Source organism: Fibrobacter sp. UWB10, from assembly GCF_900182935.1.
Classification (GTDB): domain Bacteria; phylum Fibrobacterota; class Fibrobacteria; order Fibrobacterales; family Fibrobacteraceae; genus Fibrobacter; species Fibrobacter succinogenes_O.
In genome coordinates, this window is sequence record NZ_FXUE01000001.1 from 181,663 (window position 1) to 200,930 (window position 19,268).

A 19,268-nucleotide genomic window follows, 5' to 3' on the forward strand; every position below is an offset into this window, starting at 1 on the left:
GCCCTAGAAAGTCTTCTTAGCCTGGCAAATAAAGCGAAGGCGGTCATAGCCACCGTTCACCGTTTCCATGACTTCGTCGGCGAGCACATGCATAAGCGTACCCGTCAGAGTAATGCCGTATTTGGGGAACATCTGCGAGAACGAGGCATCCCAAGTCCAGTCGCCCTTGACGACCATCGGATTCACGCTGCGTAAATTCCACTTGGCATCGCTCCTGTAGCGAATCGAGTGCGAAATCTTGAAAGTCTTATTCAAGAGCCAGTCGCCCATAAAGCCCGTATAAAATTCCGCCGGAGTCACTTCGGCATTGTCAACTGGGCCTGCAATATGTTCATAGCCTGCCATCGCGGTAAACTTGAACATGTCGCGGTACCAAGTGTTCAGCCAGATTTCCGCCGTCACGCCTTTAATCCAATCATCAATACGATCCACATTGCCATAGCGTGTCGTCATGGAATGCTTGTCGCTGTATTTAAATTCATCGACCTCGAAAGTTTCGGCACCATGTTCAGCCCACAAGCTTCCGCGGCCACCAAGAGCCACAACGCCACCCAAGGTATCCACGAACGAGGCGTAGGCCTGAATCAAGTTCATCTGGCCGTTTGCAGTCAAGTCAATTTCATGGCCATCATAAAATTCCTTGGTGTCTGCAAGCGGGTTCAAGCGAGAGCCCGAAATGTTCTTGACACCCACCACGGCACCCATGTTTTCGGGCACCGGAACCGCATACTGAACGCTGTCCTGAACAAGCCAATCGCGTTCGTTCACGCCAAAGGTCACATCGGCCCTCAAGCGTTCCAACGGCTGCACGCGCAATTCCATAAACGGCCATGCCACACGATCTTCTTCGAGTTCCGTATACACCGTACCTTCGTCATCGACCGCGCGGAAAGCGAGTCCTGCCGCCACCTGGAAAATTCCCTTTTCGCAAGCCTTACCGCACTTGTAGTAAACAGAGCCGTTCACTTCTTTGCGAGAACCTTCTTCTTTCTTGTGCTTGTTCTGGTATTCGACATCTTCGTAAGCAACGGTCACCGACAAATCCTTAATGTCGGCACGCGCTTCGATACGCGGCTTATAATGCGATGCAATCCAATTAGATGCCGCCGTATACGTCCAAAGGTATTCTTCGCCCGCCAAGACTGAGGCATTCACAAACGAATTCGTGTAACCGAGGCCACCGTACACCGTACTGAACATAGCCCAGTTTGCGCCCAAATGAGTAAATTCGCCTTCTACCGCATCGCGACGATAAACATAGGAGCCGCTGCAAAAGTGGTCATCTTGGAAAAATCTTGCCGTTGCCCACACACCCTTGAAAGCCGGGCTGCGGAAACCGCCTTCCAAAATCGGCGTTCTGTTTTCAGGTCTGTGTTCTTCGGTAATAAAATCCTGATAAATCAGGTCACCCAGTTCATTGCCCGTTTTGAGCCAAACACCCGGTTCAAGCGGAGTCCAGGTCGGCGTACCCGACATACGGTTAAACAGCAAGCGGTCGCGCAACTTTGCAGGCGTCCAAAGTTCACTTTCCGAATGCACGCCACCGGCGCCCATCACTCTATCAAACGCGAAAGTCGGGCCACCAATCAAAAAGGTTCCGTCGGCACGAGTTTCATATTCCATGCCTTCCATTTCGGCAGGCACTTGCGCCACGGCAACACCCGCAGCCAAAAGAAGCGACAATGCTAAAGATTCGTACTTCATTACCAAAGCTTCCTTTCTACATAAAGTCCTGCATACAACATATTAGAACGCTTCGGCAAGGTCCAGATTTCTTCCCACATCAAGTTAAAACCGACTTGAAAGTCCTTAAAACTCCAAACTTTCAAGTTCAAGCGAGCGTACCAGCCAAATTCCGTTTCGTTATCGCCCAGCGTTCCACCCGGCATGTTATAAATTGCATCTTTGTCCACATCGTCATCCAAATCAGCGCGGGTCCAGTTGCAAGCAAAACCGCCCCCAATCACAATCGGGCTAATAGCAGGCCAGCGCCAATCCATGCCAAGCTTGCCCGAAGCCTGATGTACGCCATCGTAGGGCACCACATCTGGGCGCGGCTTGAAATACGCATAGTGGAACATCACCACGCCATCGACGTTTTCCCAATAAGAATAACGGAAATTGAGACCGCCATACAGCGTATTGTAAGTTGCATCATTCAAGTCGCCAAACGGGTAAACCTCGCCACCTTCAATCGCGAGATACGCTTTCGAAAATGCGATGTCTTCGACTTTGACCGAATCTTCTTGGCCAAAAGCAGCTAGCGCAAAGCCCGCCACCATCAACAAAATATTTTTCAATTTCCCCATAAATACCTTTTACTTTCTACGTAAGGCTTGCGCAAAGAAACCATCATAGCGGGAATCTTCGGCACCCGGGAGCACCGATTCGCCCTTTTCAAATTCCGGATTTTCCTTCACGAACTTGTTCACGACCTTGGTCGTTTCTTCAGGGTCCGGGCTGCAAGTCGCATACACCAGAATTCCGCCCGGCGCAAGCTTTGTCGAAGCAGCCTTCAAAATATTGTACTGCAGTTCTGCCAGTTCCTTAATCGATTCCGGCGTAATGCGGTAAACCGATTCCGGACGGCGAGCAATCACGCCCATGTTGCTGCAAGGCACGTCAAGGAGTATCCTGTCAAAGGGGGAAGCCTCCCCCTCGCTCGCACGATTCCGTTGCTCGCTACCCCTTCTAGCGGGAGAGCCCGCAACGCCCCTAAGCACATCGCGGCATTCCACGCGGACGTTCGTAAGTCCCAAGCGGTCTACAAGATCATGCATCTTGAGCACGCGATTCTCGGATACATCGCTTGCAAGAATATCAAGCGAAGAATCCATCTCGGCCATAAGGGCAGCCTTGCCGCCAGGAGCCGCACATGCGTCCCAAACCTTAAGGCCGGGCTTTAAATCCAGCAGTTTCACGACTTCGTAAGCAGACGGATTCTGCATGCTGAATTCGCCCTTCGCAAAAGATTCCGATTCCAGAATCGGCTTGAGTTTTGCATCGGCAGGCACTTGAATGTAGCGGTCGTAAAGAATGCTTGCGCCCGTGATTCCAAGCTTTTGTGCAAGTACCGGTGCCGATGTCTTTTGCAGATTCACGCGAATCCATTCCACAGGGCGCTCCAGCGTCGCTTTCGCGAGCGCTTCGGCGCGTGTACCGCCATAAATATCAAACCACCTGCGCACCAGCCATTCGGGCACCGAATTCTCGATGGACACGCGCCGCACCTTTTGAGGTGGGAGCGCCGGTAAGCCGGACTTGCGCGCGGCATGCAGCACGGCATTCATAAACCGCGCGGAGCCTTCGCCAAGGCTCGCCGCCTTAACAAGTTCCACCGTAGTCGCAACGGCGGCATGGTCCGGCACCTCGGTAAAGAACATCTGGAACAGTCCCATTTCAAGCACGGTGCAGACTTCAAGCGAAGGCATTTTCTTCACAAGCGTCTTCACAAAGTACTGCAAGAACAAATGCCTGCGGCATACGCCCAAAGCAAGTTCCATCGCAAACGGCGAAAGGCCTGCCTCTTTAATAAAGCTACCGCCTTTCTGCCACTGCAGAAGCACGCGGTACGCTTCCATGCGTTCTTTCAAGGATTCATCAAGCAAAAGCGAGTCCTTCGCGTTTCTGGATTCCGCGCATAAAGTCGGCCACCGGCATCGGCTTCTTACCTTCGGCCTGAATTTCAATCACTTCAAGCACGCCTTCGCCCGTGCCCACGTAGAATCGGTTATCCTTGAATTCCACCGCGCCCGGGGCCAGTTTCGGACCGTTCTCCGGCGTGTCCGTCTTGCGCAAGTAAACCATACGGCCACCCAGCTTTCCATAGCCACCCGGCCACGGATTGAAGGCGCGAATGCGGTTGTGAATCACCTTTGCCGGCAAATTGAAATCAATCAAACCTTCTTCTTTTTTCAGCTTCGGAGCGCCACTGGCCTGGGCATGATCCTGCGTCAAGTCCTTTTCGCGACCTTCGAGTAACTGGTGAATGGCATCGTCTAGCGCTTCGCAGCCAGGAGCCACCATCTTTTCCAAGAGGCTTGCGGTCGTATCCTGATGGTCAATCACCACCGTCTTCTGAGCAAGAATCGGGCCGTGGTCCATCTTTTCGTCCAAGCGGAAAACAGTCACGCCCGTTTCGGGCAGGCCGTCGGCAATCGCACGCTGCACAGGGGCAGCACCGCGGTACTTAGGCAACAAGCTGCCGTGTACATTCACCGCGCCATACTTTGCAACCGCCAAAATATTCTTCGGCAAAATCGAATAGGCAACGACCACGAACAAATCTGCACCGAAAGCGCGCAGGTCGCTCTCGAATTCGGGGGCTTTCAAGTCGGTCGGCTGGAGTACGGGGAGCCCGTATTCGAGCGCCAGTTGCTTGACTGGCGGCGGCGTTAACACGCGCCCGCGCCCTGCAGGCCTGTCGGGCTGAGTCACCACAGCCACCACGTCTGCAAAATCAGAATCCTTGAGATGCTTCAAAAAACAGGCCGCAAATTCCGGCGTTCCCATAAATACGATTTTCATAGCATGAAATATAGAATATACTTTTCTACATTTGCACCCGTCATGAGAATACCGCTCCAACTTGCCGTCATTTTCGCCATTTGTGTGGCCGGGGAATTCCTCCACCGCATCGTAGGCGTGCCCCTCCCGGGGAACATTATCGGCATGGTCCTGCTCCTGATTTTACTTTGTACAAAAGCAATCAAGCCGGAGCAGATTTCGGGCGTTTCCAGTTTTTTCCTGAATCACTTGGCGCTTTTCTTTTTACCGCCGAGCATTGCCATCATGGCTGTCGGCGATGACGTCCTTTCGAAATGGCCTCTGCTCCTGTTTTTGTGCATTGCCTTCACGCTCGTCACCATCGCTGTCGGCGGCCGCGTTACGCAATTGTTCATCCGCAAGCAGGAATACCGCGAAAATTTGGCATTGCGTGCAGAACGCCTCGCCAAGCGAGCACCTCATAATGAAACAAACGGGGGCGAAAAATGAACGCCATCATCAATTCTCCCCTGTTCGGAATTTTGCTTTCGCTTGTCGCCTTCGAAATCGGCGTCACCATCAGCAAAAAATTCAAGTATTCCTTCTTGAACCCGCTCCTGATTGCAAACATCTTGATTGTGGGTTTCTTGCTTACTACAGGAATCAGCCTTGAAAGCTACAACGTGGGCGGAGACTATATCTCGGTCATGCTTTCGCCCGCTACCGTGGTGCTTGCAGTCCCCCTCTATAGGCAAATTTCCAAGCTCAAGCAATTCTGGAAACCGATTCTCGCCGGAATTTTTGCGGGCAGCCTCACCTCGCTTGCCTGTGTCATTGTCGTAAGCAAACTCGTCGGCCTCAGCGATACGCTTATGCTTTCGCTTTTGCCCAAGTCCATCACGATTCCTATGGGTTCTGTGGTGTCGGCACAAATCGGCGGCATTCCGCCTGTCACCATTATCGCCATCACCATCACGGGAATCACGGGCGCCGTGGCCGCTCCTGCCGTATGCAGGTTCTGCAGAATCAAGAATAAAGTGGCTCAAGGTATTGCAATCGGTACCGCAAGCCATGCGCTTGGTACCACTAGGGCTATGGAAATGGGCGAAGTTCAAGGCGCCATGAGCAGCCTTTCTATCGGAGTTGCGGGCTTATTTACCGCCATCGTCGCCCCGATTATCATCAGCCTGATTTAAAAGATTTTAAGCTTTGCCGACCAAGATTTCGGCGATAATGCTTTCGGTTTCAGGAATATCGCACAGCTTTCTCAGTTCGTCGTGATAAAAGAACCGTTCGCTGCGAGTCGTCTTGCGAAGCATTTGTCCCGATATATTCATCGATTCCGCCAAATAGCCCGCGTTCAAATTCATGTAGCGGTAAGCGCGTTCGCCGAGCAAGTTGCAAGATTCATTCAAATCTGCCGTCAACAAGAGTGCAAAAGCCGTATTTTCAGCTTCTTCGGGAACCACGTGGCACTTCGCAAACTTTTTCACATTCAAAATGCCCGACTGCATATAAATGGACTTGCGCACCGGCACATAGCGGTAAACGCCCGGGAACACGAACATAATGTCAAACGAAATCACCCAGATTTTCAAAAGGCCCGCGCCGAACAAATTAATTTGCCCCACTTCAAGCCAGCGAAGCATACTCGAAAAATCATCCAGGTCAATCCCGACTTTTCGATAAGGCGCAAACATTTTAAAAGGCGCCACAAGATCTTCAAGCTTACTCAAATAAGTGGGGGCATCGAACTTAGCAGGCGTCAGCGGAAATTCTTCACCCGGGAGCGCCTGTGCCGCAAGCCGTCTAATGCGAATACACTTCGAAAGGTCGGTAATGTTTTCTACGCGATTCTGGCGCATGAACATGGCCGCATAACGCGAAGCATCGTAGCCTATATCCGGCTCCATTTCGCCGCGGTTCGAATACGCTGTTTCGCCGACACCGCCGTCAACGGAATCAAACGCAAGCTCGCTATATTCCGGGAACACAGCAAGGGCAGCAAGCGGAATCTCTGTCGAAGGCAATCCAAGCGCCACCGCAATTTCGTCGTCCACAAATCCACTCAGCGCAAAAACTTTAGCGCCCTTCGATTTTGAATGCAACATCACACTCGCTACACACGAGCCCGCATCTTGCATCACCTGCGCATACGCCGCTTCTCTATAATGCCAAACGGCGCGTTCCAAAAGGCCCGTAAAAATATAAAGCAGCGGAGCTTCTTCTGCAAAATCCTTATCCGGAAACGCGGCCACAATCTTTTTCATTTCATCGCGGCCACCGATACGCACCAATTGTCCCACGACATCGGGCACCTTGCTACGACCCGCCGCATCGTAGGCATACACGCCATCGGGCACATGCCGCCCACGTACAACGACGTATACTCCAACAGGCTTTAAATTATCGCCCGACACATAACCGAATGCAGGAATTTCGTCTTGGTGCATGTCAATGCGATTGCAACCTTTATAGCGCCTGTCTGGATTTTTCTGCGTTTCCCAACACACTTCCGCAGGCTTTTCCTTGCGAGCAAAACAGATGGATTGGTGGTAATTTTCAGAAAAAAAGCGCATTTATGAGAAAAAATAGCAAAAAAAAGCCAAAACAGGGCACGATACACCCGATACACCTGCACAAAAACAGGCCAATTTATCAAACTCATTACGCCCATTTAATAATAGATTAAGGGTAAAAGGGAATTGGGACAACCCAAGGTTTCAAACAAAATGAGGTTCATATGAATTTCAAGACTAAATCAAGTTTAGCACTCTCTGCAGCGGCACTTCTCTTCTTGAGTGCCTGCGGTGACGATTCCAGCAAGTCGGCAGCACCCGACGAACAACCGGTTATTACTCCGACTGATTCTACAACAACTCCTACCCCGCTTCCGAATGATTCCACAAGGATTCCGGCAGACTCTACCGCAAACCAACCCGACTCTACCGTAACCCCTTCTGACTCAACGATTAAGGATACTCCTACCAATCCCAACGAAGGAACCATCGTCACTCCGCAAGGCAAGGGGCTCCTGGTTGACGACTTCGAAGACGGCGACAACCATTCGGCAACCATCGACGACTATTGGTATACCTACAACGACAACGATAATGACGGTGCTTCTGTCATTACAACTCCCGTAAACGAAGACGGCGATATCGTCGCAGGTTCTGTCGATAACGGATCCAAATACGCCCTGCAAGTCAACTACACGCTCGACAAGGGCGACTACGAATTTGACCCGTATGTGGGCTGGGGAATCCAGGTTGCCCTCGACGACGCCAACGGTCGTTTTGGCGGGCTCACCTACTGGTACAAGGGTGGCGCACACGAAGTCCATATCGAAGTTTCCGACGTCAAGGACTACGACGTTCACCTGGCCAAGGTCAAGGCATCTCGCACCTGGACGCAGGCCGTTATCCGCTTTAAGGACCTGGTCCAAGGCGGTTGGGGCAAAGAAGTTGCCTTCGACGCAATGCACATCAAGGCGATCAGCTTCCAAGCCAAGGGCAGCGGCAGCAAGGTCGTAACCGATTCGCTCTTTATCGATAACGTTTACCTGCAAGACACCAGCGAAGTCGAAGCCGACAAGCCGGATATGGAAATCAAGGACCCGGTGATTCCCACTGTTGAATTCACCGAAGCTGAAATCACGGTCACGAACCCGCTGCAGGCAAAGGCCATGAAGTACCTGAACAAGGGTATCAACTTTACCAACTGGCTTGAAAATGCCGACGGCAAGTTCAAGAAATTCGTCTTCGACGAAACCGACATCAAGCTTTTGGCAGACAACGGAATCAAGAGCTTGCGCCTGCCCATTGACCTCGACTTGTACGCCACCAACCGCGACAAGTTTGTCAAGGACACTACGGGAACCGTCGAGCTCGCCTTTGACGACGACACCTTGTTCATGGTTCTCGATTCCTTCGTGGAATGGACCGGCAAGCATGACATGTCTCTCGTCATCGACTACCACGAATACGACAACAGCTACAATGCAACCAGCGCCAAGGATAACAAGTATATCCAGATGATGGCCGAGACCTGGAAGCATGTGGCCGCCCACTATGCCGAAAACACCCGCGAAGACCTGTTCTTCGAACTTCTGAACGAACCCGACATGAGCGCAGGCAAGGTAACCGCCGCCCAGTGGACGACCGCCGCCCAGGCCATGATTGACTCTATCCGCAGCGTCGACAAGAAACACACAATTCTCTTCGGTGACGCCCAGTGGTACTCTATCAACCTGCTCACCAAGCGTACCCCGTTCACCGACGACAACATCGTCTACGTGATTCACACCTATGAACCGTTCGTATTCACCCACCAGGGTGGTTCCTGGACCGATTACGCCACCATCAAGGGAATCCCGTTCCCCTACGATCCGGCAAAGTGGTCCACAGTCTCGGGCGACTTCGGTGTCACCAAGGGCTCGCAGATTAGCGTAAAGAACGCTGTCAAGAACTACTACAAGAACGGCAGCAAGGAAGCCATCATGGCTGAAATCCTGAAGGCCAAGAAGTGGGCCGCCACCAACAACGTTCCGGTGATTATCAACGAATTCGGCGCCCTGAACCTGCGTTCTTCCGCTGAATCCAGGCTCAACTACTTGACCGCCATGCGCGAAATCTGCGACACGCTCCAGATTCCTTGGACGCACTGGGGTTACACCGGCAACTTCTCGCTGTTCGAAGGTGAACTCAAGGGCACCAAGCTCATCGATGGTATTGCAGAGGCCCTGGACCTCGGCAAATAATTCCTAAAATCATCATCAACTCCTTGGGGTCTCCCTATTCTACTTGAATAGGGAGACTTTTTGCACCCTGGCATTTTTGTATATTGTACTTTACTATGCGCGCGTCTATTTCGAGCTTTTTATCGGTTTTAACGACAACGGTCTTATCGGCAAGTGTTTCAAGCTTCGCCGTAGGTTTTTACGGCAACAACAGCGACATTCGCTGGAAGGCCGCAAGCACCGACCACTTCAACTTTGTTTACCCGGCCGAATACAGCTCGCACGCTGCAAAAGTTTCCGCTTACGCCGAGGCCGTCTACGATTCTGTCGTAAGTCGTTACCATCACGATTTACCCGGTCGCGTCAGCGCAACGCTCAACAACGCCCTTTACAGTAACGGCAACGCCATTCCGAGCGAAAACTCGATTAACCTTTGGCTCACCAACTGGGACTTTAAAATCCGCAGCAGCCATGGTTGGCTTTCCGACGTAGTCACCCACGAATTCAGCCACTTGGTGAGTATCGAAAACGCAAGCAAGTTCTCGCCGAGCATTTACGGTCTGCAAGTCAGCTATACGGACTACTACAACGAACGCACCACGCAAGATTTCGCCTCCCTGATTCCTTTTACCTTGCAGCCGCTCTGGCTTGCCGAAGGTACCGCTCAGTACGAATCGAGCCGCATGGGTTTTGACGCTTGGGACACCCACCGCGATATGTTGCTTCGCGTGGCCGCTCTAAACGACAGCCTACTCACGCTCCCCTACATGCACGACTTTTCGGACAACTCGCTGTTTGCAGAACTCGGCCCCTACACTCAAGGTTTTTCGCTCGTACGCTATATTAGTGCGACCTATGGCGAAGACGCCATGCCCAAAATTTGGCATGAAATGTCCAAGTATCACAAGTTCACGCTCGATGGCGCCATCAAGAATGTACTCGGCATCAGCGAACAGGAACTTTACGACAACTGGAAAAAAGCCATTACCGAACAATACAAAGCCCAGCGCGATTCTTTAGGCACGCTTGTGGAAGGTACCAAGATGACCGAAGGTTCCTTCTGGCAAGACTTCCCGATTGTCGCAGGCAAAAACCTTTACGGCGTTTCGAACTTTGGCGGTCTCTGGTTTGATGGCGGACTTTTCAAGATGCCGCTCGATGCCAAAGACACCGCTAAAAAAGAAGAAGTTGTCGACGGCGTTGAAATCGGTGAAATCACCGTCGAAAACGAAAACGCAGACTCTACCATTGAAATTGGCGACTATGCCAAGCATGGATTCAAACTCAAAAAGGCTTGGCTAGACAAGGGCATTGACGTTTACGAAGACAGCGTTCAAGGTCCTATGCTCGCTTACGTGAACTACCAGAACCGCGACAAAGATGGCCACGCCCACTTTGACATTGCCGTATGCGACACCAACAAGAATTCCGTTTCTGTCACTTACCTTGCCGACGCCGTCTATCCGGCCATCGACAAACAAGGCACCACGATAATCTTTGCCATGCGTGAACCTTACAGCACGCGTTTCAAACTCGCCAAGGTTCCGTTCCCGAAAGACATCAAGGATTACACCTCCGAAGATCCAATCGATATATTCGTTTCTGACGCCAAATTCGACTATTACAACATTTACAGTCCCAAGTTCAGCCCTGACGGCAAGCGCATTGCATTCAGCTATTTTGACGACAAGACTCGCGGCATCGCCATCATCGACAGCGACGGCAAGAATTTCAAGATTGTCTCGACCGAAGGCTTTGACGAACGCGACGTGAACTGGATTGACGACGACAAGATTGTTTTCGCAAGCAACCGAAACGGAATCTTCAACCTTATTGAAAAGACTCTTTCGACAGGTGCCGAACGCCCGCTCACAAATGTGGTCGGCGGCGCATTCACCCCGGCTCTTGCAGGCGACACACTCTACTTTACCGAATACGACAAGGACGGTTTTTCGCTCTATAAAATGGCATACGGCGCGACCCCGATGGTCGACGACACCACCGTCACCGTGACCGAGCGTGACAGCATCATTCAGGTCGCAGACACCACATGGAATTGCGAGGACTCAACCGCCACCGATTCATGCACCAAGGTTCCTGCAGTCGCTCTCCGCGATTCCGTTCTAAAAATCACAGACACCACGCGCACTGTTACGCAAAAGCCTGCAGACGCCCAGATTACTCTTCGCGGCACACTCCCTGCCCGCATCGAAAAACCTCTTGAAATCGCCGACGTCGAATTTGCCGGAGTCGAACGTGATTACAAACCCATCCCGAACATTCCGCTGTTTGTTCCGATGCTTGTATTCAGCGAAAACGCGCCAGACCTCACCGTCTTTGGCGACGGCAAGCTCAAAGTCAAGGCAGGCCTTGCCGCTATCATCAGCGACGCACTCAAGAAGAACACCGTGCAAATCGGATTCCTGCTGGAACTCGGTAACGGCATTGACTACATCAACGGTGACGGCCTCAATCCCAAACAAGAAAAAGAATTCTTCGTTTCTTGGGAAAACAAGAGCACGCCACTTGATCTCTCGCTCAGCTACACCTACGCCAACTATACCAGCAAGGACACGCTCCGCTACGAAGATGTTCGCGCCAACGGTGGCGACAGCATCGGCATTACGCACTACGCCATTCCTATGCAAGCGATTATGGCTGGTGCCGGCTACAGCATCTTCAAGAGCATCGACACCTTGCAAGTCGCAGTCGGTTACGATTGGGCAAACTTCAACCTCTACGAAGACAATTTCGACTGGACTTACCAAAAGCGCTTAAGCCTGCTCGTCGCCCTCGGCCTTTATGGCGACCATGCCGAAGGCTCCGAAATCACAGGCCAAGGCAACGGACTGCGTTTCTACTTGCAGTCTTCCAATTCCGACTTGTACCGCCCGGGCACTTTCGCCGAAAGCTTTACGGTTAACTCTAGCGGCAAAATCACGCCCAAGTACCGCAACTTCCACATCAACGAATTCGGCCTGAATCTTTACGGTAGCATTCAAAGCCCGCTTACCGGCGCCCGCCTTGCGGCCGGCGGTAAAATTGCCGGCGTGTACAAGTGGAGCACCGACGCCAAGCAAGATACTCTCGACTCTTACTACTACGACGCTCTATTCCTTGAAGGCTACCCCTACCTGCGCAACTCCGAAAACTACACCCTCGCCGGTATGCGCACGGCCATCGCCGAACTCCACTACCTATTCCCAGTTTACGACGACTGGCGCAAGAGCGCATGGATTTTCGAAACCCGCAGTTTCTATGTGGACTTGTTCTCACAAATGGGTGCAGCCTGGAACGGCAAATGGTTCGACACAGACAAACTTACCGACCACCGTTTTTGGGACCGCTCTGTGGGCCTCACCTTCCGCATGAGCAACCGAATCTTCTACAGCGTTCCGTTCGACATCTCGCTCACACTCGCCCGCGGCCTAAGCCGCATCGGCGAAGACGAAAACCTGCACGGTGGCGAAAAGCTCACGCCAATCGACCTTCCGGTCATTCCCGAAAGCATCGCCCCCACCCGCATCAAGTTCTCCATCGGAATGGGGTTTGTTAACTCATGGCAGTAAGGCCATGAGTTAACCGCTACATCTGCGGCTCGGTCATGTACAAACCTTCGGTTTGTCCGCGACTCTCGCCTTACGATGTAGTCATAAACAGTTGGCAATAAGTTTAACGCACGTTTAATCTGTGGACTTCGGAACCAATCTTGACTAGATACATTCCCGAGTTAGGAACTTTAACATTCACAATTCCATTTACGGTTCCGCGAGCCATTACTTGCCCCATTGCATTGAATACTGCAAATGGTTGCAATTTAGAACTTGACATTTGAATAGCAGAGCCTATACTTTGAACATGAATCTGCGCAGCCATGCGAACAGGGCGCAATTCCATATTATGATAATATGGTTCAAAATCATCTTTTAAGCAATCATAACGCAACTGACATGCAGAACGGACATCATAAGATTTCCATCTAACTTTTTCATAGGCATTACAATAACACCTTTCATTACCATTTTTACAAAAGCATTCATCATCAGGATTTGCACAATCATATCTTAAATCAGGATAGAAGAAAATATTCAGCGTATTATCAAACTTCAAAGGAACTAAATCCGTTTCTCCATATGCAAATCCTGATTCTCCAACAGGTGCAAGCCTTGTGGAATCAGTCTTTTTATACAAATAAAGTGAATCCGGTGAAATAGAACAATGATTCCATGAATAACTAAACCATCCTTTATTTTGTTCATCCGGTTTCATTTCCCAATATTTCAAGGAATCTTTAGCATCTACAAGAATAGGGATTTCATCAATCCATTCCTTATAATCCGGAACCAATACATACATATTCTTTGAATAATATTCAAAGGAATCATCTTTTGAATAATAACTTTCTTGACGAATATCATTATATGCAAAACCATATTCATCAACACCATCAACGATTCTCCAAGACAAATCCGAAACGAAATAAATCGTGTCAACCAAATCGCTCACCATTTTTAATGGGAACGATTCATTCGTCTTCGAACAAAAACCGTCACTAGTTATAGGATCTTCAAAAGAAGTATCACGAGAAGAATAAATTAACACCGAATCTGGAATAGAATCTTTTTCCCATGTATAATGATACCAGCCATAATATTCCTCGGCATCACGTTCCATAGGTATGACATCACCATTTGCCAAATTTTTAATAATTGGCGGCATTTCAAGCCATTCCCTATATTCGGGCACAAGCAAATAAAACGTAAATGATTCTGCCTGCAGAAAGGCTATTGTACACAATACAAGCAGAATTATTTTTTTCATTATAGCCCTACAGTTCGCCGTATTTTTGTTTGGGCTTGATTTCGCCGGGGAGCAACTGTCCCGGACTTGTGCGCATACCGTCTTTACCGGTAAAGTTCGGGTTATACGGCTTGACTTGTGCCTTCTTCTGTTCGGCCTGCAAGTCCAGCATGTGCCGTTCCCATTCCTGCATGGCCTGATCCAGTTCCGCGCGAGCATTGAGCATCAGTTCTTTCAACTGCATCAGTTCAAGCATCTTGTCGCGCTTCATGATCCAGAGCTCTTCTTCTTCGGGCATGCGCTCGATATTAAAGAGCAAGTTCAGGTAATCTTCTTCGGCTTCACGATAAGCCTTCTCCATATCCTTGTAGACCATATAACGGTCATCGACCATCGTCTGTTGCGGCGACGGATGCGACGCACACCCCACCATGGCGAGAGCCACAAGGAAAAACAATTGTACACAAAAAAAATTACGCATAGGCTTCATTAAAACGAAATACGGATAATGAACAATCACACATTACACATCTCACATTCCACATTACACACTACTCATTCTCTTCCGGTTTCTTGATCGTATACAGTCTTTCGAGCGTAATCTGGCTCTTGAAGGTCGCTGTATCCTTCGTATCGGGATTCACCATGGTGTGCACGCCGACCTTGACTTCACGTTCCTGGCAAGGCACGCCCGTAGTCGGGTCGATCATGACTTCGAACTGGGTCTGGTATTCCGCCTTAAGGCCCTTGTTGTACTTCTTGAAGTGTTCAGGAACAATGTTGCTATTCACGTGCTGTTCCCAAATGTAGTACGGGAAGCTTTCCTTTTCTTGCAGGTACACAATGTAGTCCAGGCAGCGACGATGGTCGCGGTTTTCAAAGCCCTTCACCACCACAGAGTCCACCTGAATCAAGGCAAAGTTCAAGCGGCCCTGGTCCTTGAGCATCTGCGTAATGTTACCCTTGGTCGGTACTTCGCCCAAAAGCATGTGGTCCATTTCCCAGCGGTGCTTTTCAAGGCGCTTCAAGTGCGGTTTGTAATCCGGATTCAAGAGTTGCTTACGCCAAACTTCGGGCATCGGAATACGTGCAAGCAAAGAATCGTAGCCGTCTTCAAGGCCTTCAACAGCCTTCACTTCGCGGTCAACAGCGGCCAAATCCACAGACTTCACGCGCCAGGCAAGTTCAGAGGGCATGTAGTTCTTCAGGTAGCCACGCGACTTGTCCATCACGTAATCACGATGAACCTTCAAGGTATCGCCTGCATTGGAATACGTCAGGTTCGCATAGGCGGCAGTCACCGTTCCCATCTGTTCGTTGCCGTTCAGGTCTATGGTCGAAAAATAACCTTCAGCATAAAGTTCCACCGTAACAGGGGAATCCACCTTATAGCTCACATTCACTTTAGATTCACCGCAACCGCCGAGTACCAGGGCAGCTGTGACTGCGCACAATAATTTTTTCATGAATTACCGATTCTTAATCAATAAAATTTGTTTGGTCATCAAAACCTTGCCGTCACCGCTCACTTCGATTACGACAGGGCCGGGTTCCTTCTTACGGCACAATTCACGCGCCGTCATCAGGCCACCATGGCGAGACTTTCCTTGCAGCGTATAGACACCCTGCTTTTCGGTCACGGCCACTTCGTGGTTCCAAATTTCAGGCCCCCTGTTTGCAAGCGTACCTTCGTAGAAGGCCGTCTTGAGCATTGCAAAGTCAAAATTCGTTCCATAGCGGAACTGCACAATAAGCGGGTCGTTCATTTCGAACTCGCTTGCAGTATCAGCGATGACATCCAGGTTGACATTCCATTCTCTGCCACACAGGATTGCCGTATCTTCTACATTACATCCCACAATCAGGCAGGCCAAGGCCGCCATCATTGCAACGAACCATTTTTTCATACATGCCTCCTTGTATGCACTTTCAAACTAGTAAAATACCCGTTTATCGGCTATCTCGAAAGCACAAACAACATTTCCAAATGGGGCGTTTGGGGGTAAAAAGCGAATCCCTCGGCTTTTTTCAGGGCAAAACCGGCTTCCCGGAACCTGGAAAAGTCCCTTGCAAGCGTCACCGGGTCGCAAGAAACGTAAATTAGGCGGTTCACGGAGCTTTTTGCAATAGCCTCCAGCGCCGTCGGCGGAAGCCCCGTCCGCGGGGGGTCCACAATCAAAGTCGCAGGCACATCAACCACATTCTCGGCAAGCCAATCTTCTGCGGGGGCAGATACATTCTCGATGTTTTTGAGGACGGGGGACACCCCCGTAACGCCCCCGTTTAAATTCACACGGGCATGCGTCAGGCAGCCTTCGTCACGTTCCACGGTCGTAATCTTTTTAAAGCGGTCTTCCAACAAGGCTGCAAAAAATCCAACACCGCTAAACAAATCAATAAGCCAAGCGTCACTCGCCTCGCCGCTTGCAATGCCTTCGTCTACAGCATTCTGCACAGCAGTCACAAGTTCCGGCAAAAGCGAAAGATTGCTCTGGAAAAACACCGAAGCATCCGAGCGGATTTTCTTGCCCGCAATTTCGACGACACTCACGGCATTTTTTTCGAAGTCGGCGGCAGGCATTCCCTTATAAAAGTAACTGACCTTACCCGCTCCGTTATCGAACAAATTCACATCCAGTTCAAAATTTCTAGGCGGGCGCTTAGACGCCTTCATCGATTCTTCAAAAATCTTCGCCGCATTTTCTTTCAGGAATGCATTGAGTGCAGGCGTTAGCACCGGGCAGTTTGCAAACGGAATAATCCCGTTGCTTTTTTGCATGCGAAATCCGTAACTGACCTTGCCGCTCTTGGCGCGGGCAATCACCACGCGGGCACGATTTCTATAACCCCACGCAGGTCCAGTATGAATCTTGAAATCTTCGGGCAGTTCCACGCGGGCAATTCGCCTAAAGTTTTCGCGTTCCACAAACGCCGAGCAAGCGGCCTGTGCAGAACTTTCCAAATGCTGCAAGCTGCACCCGCCGCACTTGCCATAAAGAGGACATCTCGGCTCCGCGCGGTCGGCACTCTTTTCCGTGATTTTAATCACCCGACCCCGCGTAAAATCTTTCTTATTCTGCAAGATTTCGACCTGGCAAAGTTCGCCTGCAAGCGCCCCCTGCACAAAGCACACGCGTCCATCAGGGAGTCTGGCCATGCCTTCGCCCCCCTGCACCATCTTTTCTATGCGGAGTTCATAAATCACGACCCAAATATAGCATTCCACGCCGTTCACATTAGTTTTCAGCCGTAACCACTTTCCACTCTCCGTCCCCTACCTTATCCCTCTTAAAAGGTTTAGATTTATTAAAAAATCAACTAAGGATGTTTTTATGGTGTTCAATAAGATTCTTCCCCCCGTCCTCGCGATTACGGCTCTTAGTGCAAGTAGCCTGTTCGCTGCTACGGCCTACCACAACCAGGTCGGTTTCTTGACTAAGGGTCAAAAGCAAATGGCCGTTGTCGGCGCCGAAGGCAAAGAAATCGTTTTCAAGACCTCTAGCGGTAACGAAGTTCTGAAAGTGACCGCCCCCGAAGCCCAAATCTGGGTTCCCGCTGGCGACACCGCCGCATCCCTGGTCGATTTCTCCGAAATTCAGACCGCCGGCAAATACCAAGCCTATATCGATGACGAACCGATCGGCCACCCCATCACCATTGCTGACAACGCCCTCGAAGAAGCTGGCAAGGCCTCTATCAAGTTCTTCTACTTCCAGCGTGCCTCTACCGCTCTTGAAGAAGAATACGCCGGCATTTATGCCCGTGCCGCAGGCCACCCGGATACAGCAGTAAAGTACCACGCCTCTACGGGCAAGACCGATCTTAACGCCACCTTTAGCAGTCCCAAGGGTTGGTACGATGCTGGCGACTACGGCAAGTACATCGTGAACTCCGGCATTTCTACTTACACCTTGCTGCAGCTTTACCAGCAGAACAAGGCCTACTACGATACTCTGAAGCTGAACATTCCCGAAAGCAAGAACGATGTCCCGGACCTGTTGGATGAAATCCGCTGGAATCTGGACTGGATGCTCACCATGCAAGACGACGACGGTGGCGTGTTCCACAAGCTCACCACCAAGCAATTCGCCGGCACCATCATGCCCGCCAAGGCAAACGCCCAGCGCTACGCCATCGGCAAGGCTGTAGAAGCTACTTGGGACTTCGCTGCAGTCGTTACGCTGGCTTCCGAAATTTACAAGCCCTACGATCCTGAATTTGCCGAAAAGTGCATTATCGCCGCCCAAAAGGCTCACAACTGGGCAATGGCACATCCCTACGAAGTTTACGAACAGCCCAAAGATGTCGGCACCGGTTCTTATACGGGAGCAGCCGACTGGGCATCTAAACTTTGGACTCTCATCGAAATGTACCGCGTCAGCGGTGACACCAATGTTGTAGCCGCCATCAAGAAGCTTCCCATCAACAACAAGAAAGCCAAACTTCAAAGCTGGCAGAACAACTACATGCTGGGAATCTTCTCCATCGCTATGAGCCCCGATGCCTTCGAGCCCGAAATGGTGGATTCTGCAAACGCCATCATCATCAACATGGCCGACAATTTTATGAAGTCTCTCGACAACAACGGCTACGGTATTGCTCTCGATAAAGACGACTTCTACTGGGGTTCCAACGGTGTTGCTGCCAACAAGGGCATGGTCCTGGTTCACGCCTACATTCTGACCAAAGAAGAAAAATACCTGAACGCCGTCCAAGGCATTGTGGACTACATCTTGGGCCGCAACCCCATTGACAAATCTTACCTCACCGGCTACGGTGTCAATCCGGTCATGAATCCGCACCACCGCGTAAGCCAGGCAGACAGCATTGAAGCACCTGTTCCGGGAATGATTGCCGGCGGCGCCAACGCTTCGGCTACGGATTGCGCCAAGCAATACAACAATGCAAATGCGGTTGCCAAATCCTACTACGACAATTCCTGCAGCTACGCAACCAACGAAGTGGCCATCAACTGGAACGCCCCCTTCGCCTACATTATCGGAAGCCTGCAAGCGATCGCAACAACCGGCGTCACTTACGATATCAAGACTCCGGTCAACGCCAAATACGAACTTACTACTATTCCGGCAGCCCGCAACCGCATCAAGTACGCCAAGCCTCAAGAAGGCAAGCGCCTCGTAATCCGCGGTCAAAAGGTCCAGCTCGAATACACCGACAAGAACGGAATCAAGACTTACTTCAGCATTGGCGGCAAGAAGGTCCGCTAACTGAAACAAGAACCTCC

At 50.8% G+C, this 19,268-nt stretch carries 15 protein-coding genes; 5 read left to right on the forward strand and 10 right to left on the reverse strand.

Annotated elements, in window-relative coordinates; genetic code table 11:
- Positions 1-3: 3 nt before the first annotated feature.
- The 4 genes from QOL41_RS00710 to fmt are packed head-to-tail and all read right to left on the reverse strand — an operon-like array spanning position 4 to position 4,527.
- The gene (locus tag QOL41_RS00710) at positions 4-1,704 is read right to left on the reverse strand and encodes a hypothetical protein (protein WP_283428248.1); all 1,701 of its coding nucleotides are present in this window, start codon (positions 1,702-1,704) and stop codon (positions 4-6) included.
- On the reverse strand, positions 1,704-2,309 hold the full coding sequence (locus tag QOL41_RS00715) for a hypothetical protein (RefSeq protein ID WP_173653229.1): 606 nt from the start codon (positions 2,307-2,309) through the stop codon (positions 1,704-1,706). Before QOL41_RS00715 ends, QOL41_RS00710 begins: the two co-directional genes overlap by 1 nt.
- Before the next feature lie 9 nt (positions 2,310-2,318).
- Complete coding sequence (locus tag QOL41_RS00720) at positions 2,319-3,608, reverse strand: transcription antitermination factor NusB (protein ID WP_283428249.1); 1,290 nt, start codon at positions 3,606-3,608, stop codon at positions 2,319-2,321.
- Positions 3,601-4,527, reverse strand: a complete 927-nt coding sequence (fmt, locus tag QOL41_RS00725; protein ID WP_283428250.1) for a methionyl-tRNA formyltransferase — start codon at positions 4,525-4,527, stop codon at positions 3,601-3,603. Before fmt ends, QOL41_RS00720 begins: the two co-directional genes overlap by 8 nt.
- Before the next feature lie 3 nt (positions 4,528-4,530).
- On the opposite strand from fmt, the gene QOL41_RS00730 reads away from it, so the two are divergent.
- Both QOL41_RS00730 and QOL41_RS00735 read left to right on the forward strand, forming a co-directional pair.
- Positions 4,531-4,995, forward strand: a complete 465-nt coding sequence (locus QOL41_RS00730; protein ID WP_283428251.1) for a CidA/LrgA family protein — start codon at positions 4,531-4,533, stop codon at positions 4,993-4,995.
- Positions 4,992-5,681 (forward strand): LrgB family protein, encoded by a 690-nt coding sequence (locus QOL41_RS00735; protein ID WP_173653227.1) that lies wholly within the window; start codon positions 4,992-4,994, stop codon positions 5,679-5,681. Before QOL41_RS00730 ends, QOL41_RS00735 begins: the two co-directional genes overlap by 4 nt.
- A 6-nt stretch (positions 5,682-5,687) precedes the next feature.
- Here the strand turns inward: QOL41_RS00735 and QOL41_RS00740 are convergent, their stop codons facing one another.
- A complete protein-coding gene (locus tag QOL41_RS00740; RefSeq protein ID WP_173653226.1) occupies positions 5,688-7,064 on the reverse strand; it encodes a nitroreductase family protein in 1,377 nt (458 codons plus the stop codon).
- A gap of 164 nt (positions 7,065-7,228) precedes the next feature.
- Between QOL41_RS00740 and QOL41_RS00745 the strand changes: the two genes are divergently transcribed.
- Entirely contained in the window at positions 7,229-9,244 is a 2,016-nt protein-coding gene (locus QOL41_RS00745) for a cellulase family glycosylhydrolase (protein ID WP_283428252.1), read from the forward strand.
- Positions 9,245-9,339: 95 nt separating this feature from the next.
- Positions 9,340-12,792 (forward strand): hypothetical protein, encoded by a 3,453-nt coding sequence (locus QOL41_RS00750; RefSeq protein WP_283428253.1) that lies wholly within the window; start codon positions 9,340-9,342, stop codon positions 12,790-12,792.
- A gap of 103 nt (positions 12,793-12,895) precedes the next feature.
- Here the strand turns inward: QOL41_RS00750 and QOL41_RS00755 are convergent, their stop codons facing one another.
- From QOL41_RS00755 to QOL41_RS00775, 5 genes are all read right to left on the reverse strand, one after another.
- Entirely contained in the window at positions 12,896-14,044 is a 1,149-nt protein-coding gene (locus QOL41_RS00755) for a hypothetical protein (RefSeq protein WP_283428254.1), read from the reverse strand.
- A 7-nt stretch (positions 14,045-14,051) separates the two neighbouring features.
- Positions 14,052-14,504, reverse strand: a complete 453-nt coding sequence (locus QOL41_RS00760) for a hypothetical protein (protein WP_283428255.1) — start codon at positions 14,502-14,504, stop codon at positions 14,052-14,054.
- 70 nt (positions 14,505-14,574) lie between these two features.
- On the reverse strand, positions 14,575-15,489 hold the full coding sequence (locus QOL41_RS00765; RefSeq protein WP_283428256.1) for a hypothetical protein: 915 nt from the start codon (positions 15,487-15,489) through the stop codon (positions 14,575-14,577).
- A gap of 3 nt (positions 15,490-15,492) precedes the next feature.
- Positions 15,493-15,930, reverse strand: a complete 438-nt coding sequence (locus QOL41_RS00770; RefSeq protein WP_173653220.1) for a hypothetical protein — start codon at positions 15,928-15,930, stop codon at positions 15,493-15,495.
- A 50-nt stretch (positions 15,931-15,980) separates the two neighbouring features.
- On the reverse strand, positions 15,981-17,249 hold the full coding sequence (locus QOL41_RS00775; protein WP_283428257.1) for a class I SAM-dependent RNA methyltransferase: 1,269 nt from the start codon (positions 17,247-17,249) through the stop codon (positions 15,981-15,983).
- A gap of 106 nt (positions 17,250-17,355) precedes the next feature.
- Between QOL41_RS00775 and QOL41_RS00780 the strand changes: the two genes are divergently transcribed.
- The gene (locus QOL41_RS00780) at positions 17,356-19,251 is read left to right on the forward strand and encodes a glycoside hydrolase family 9 protein (protein ID WP_283428258.1); all 1,896 of its coding nucleotides are present in this window, start codon (positions 17,356-17,358) and stop codon (positions 19,249-19,251) included.
- Positions 19,252-19,268 lie beyond the last annotated feature (17 nt).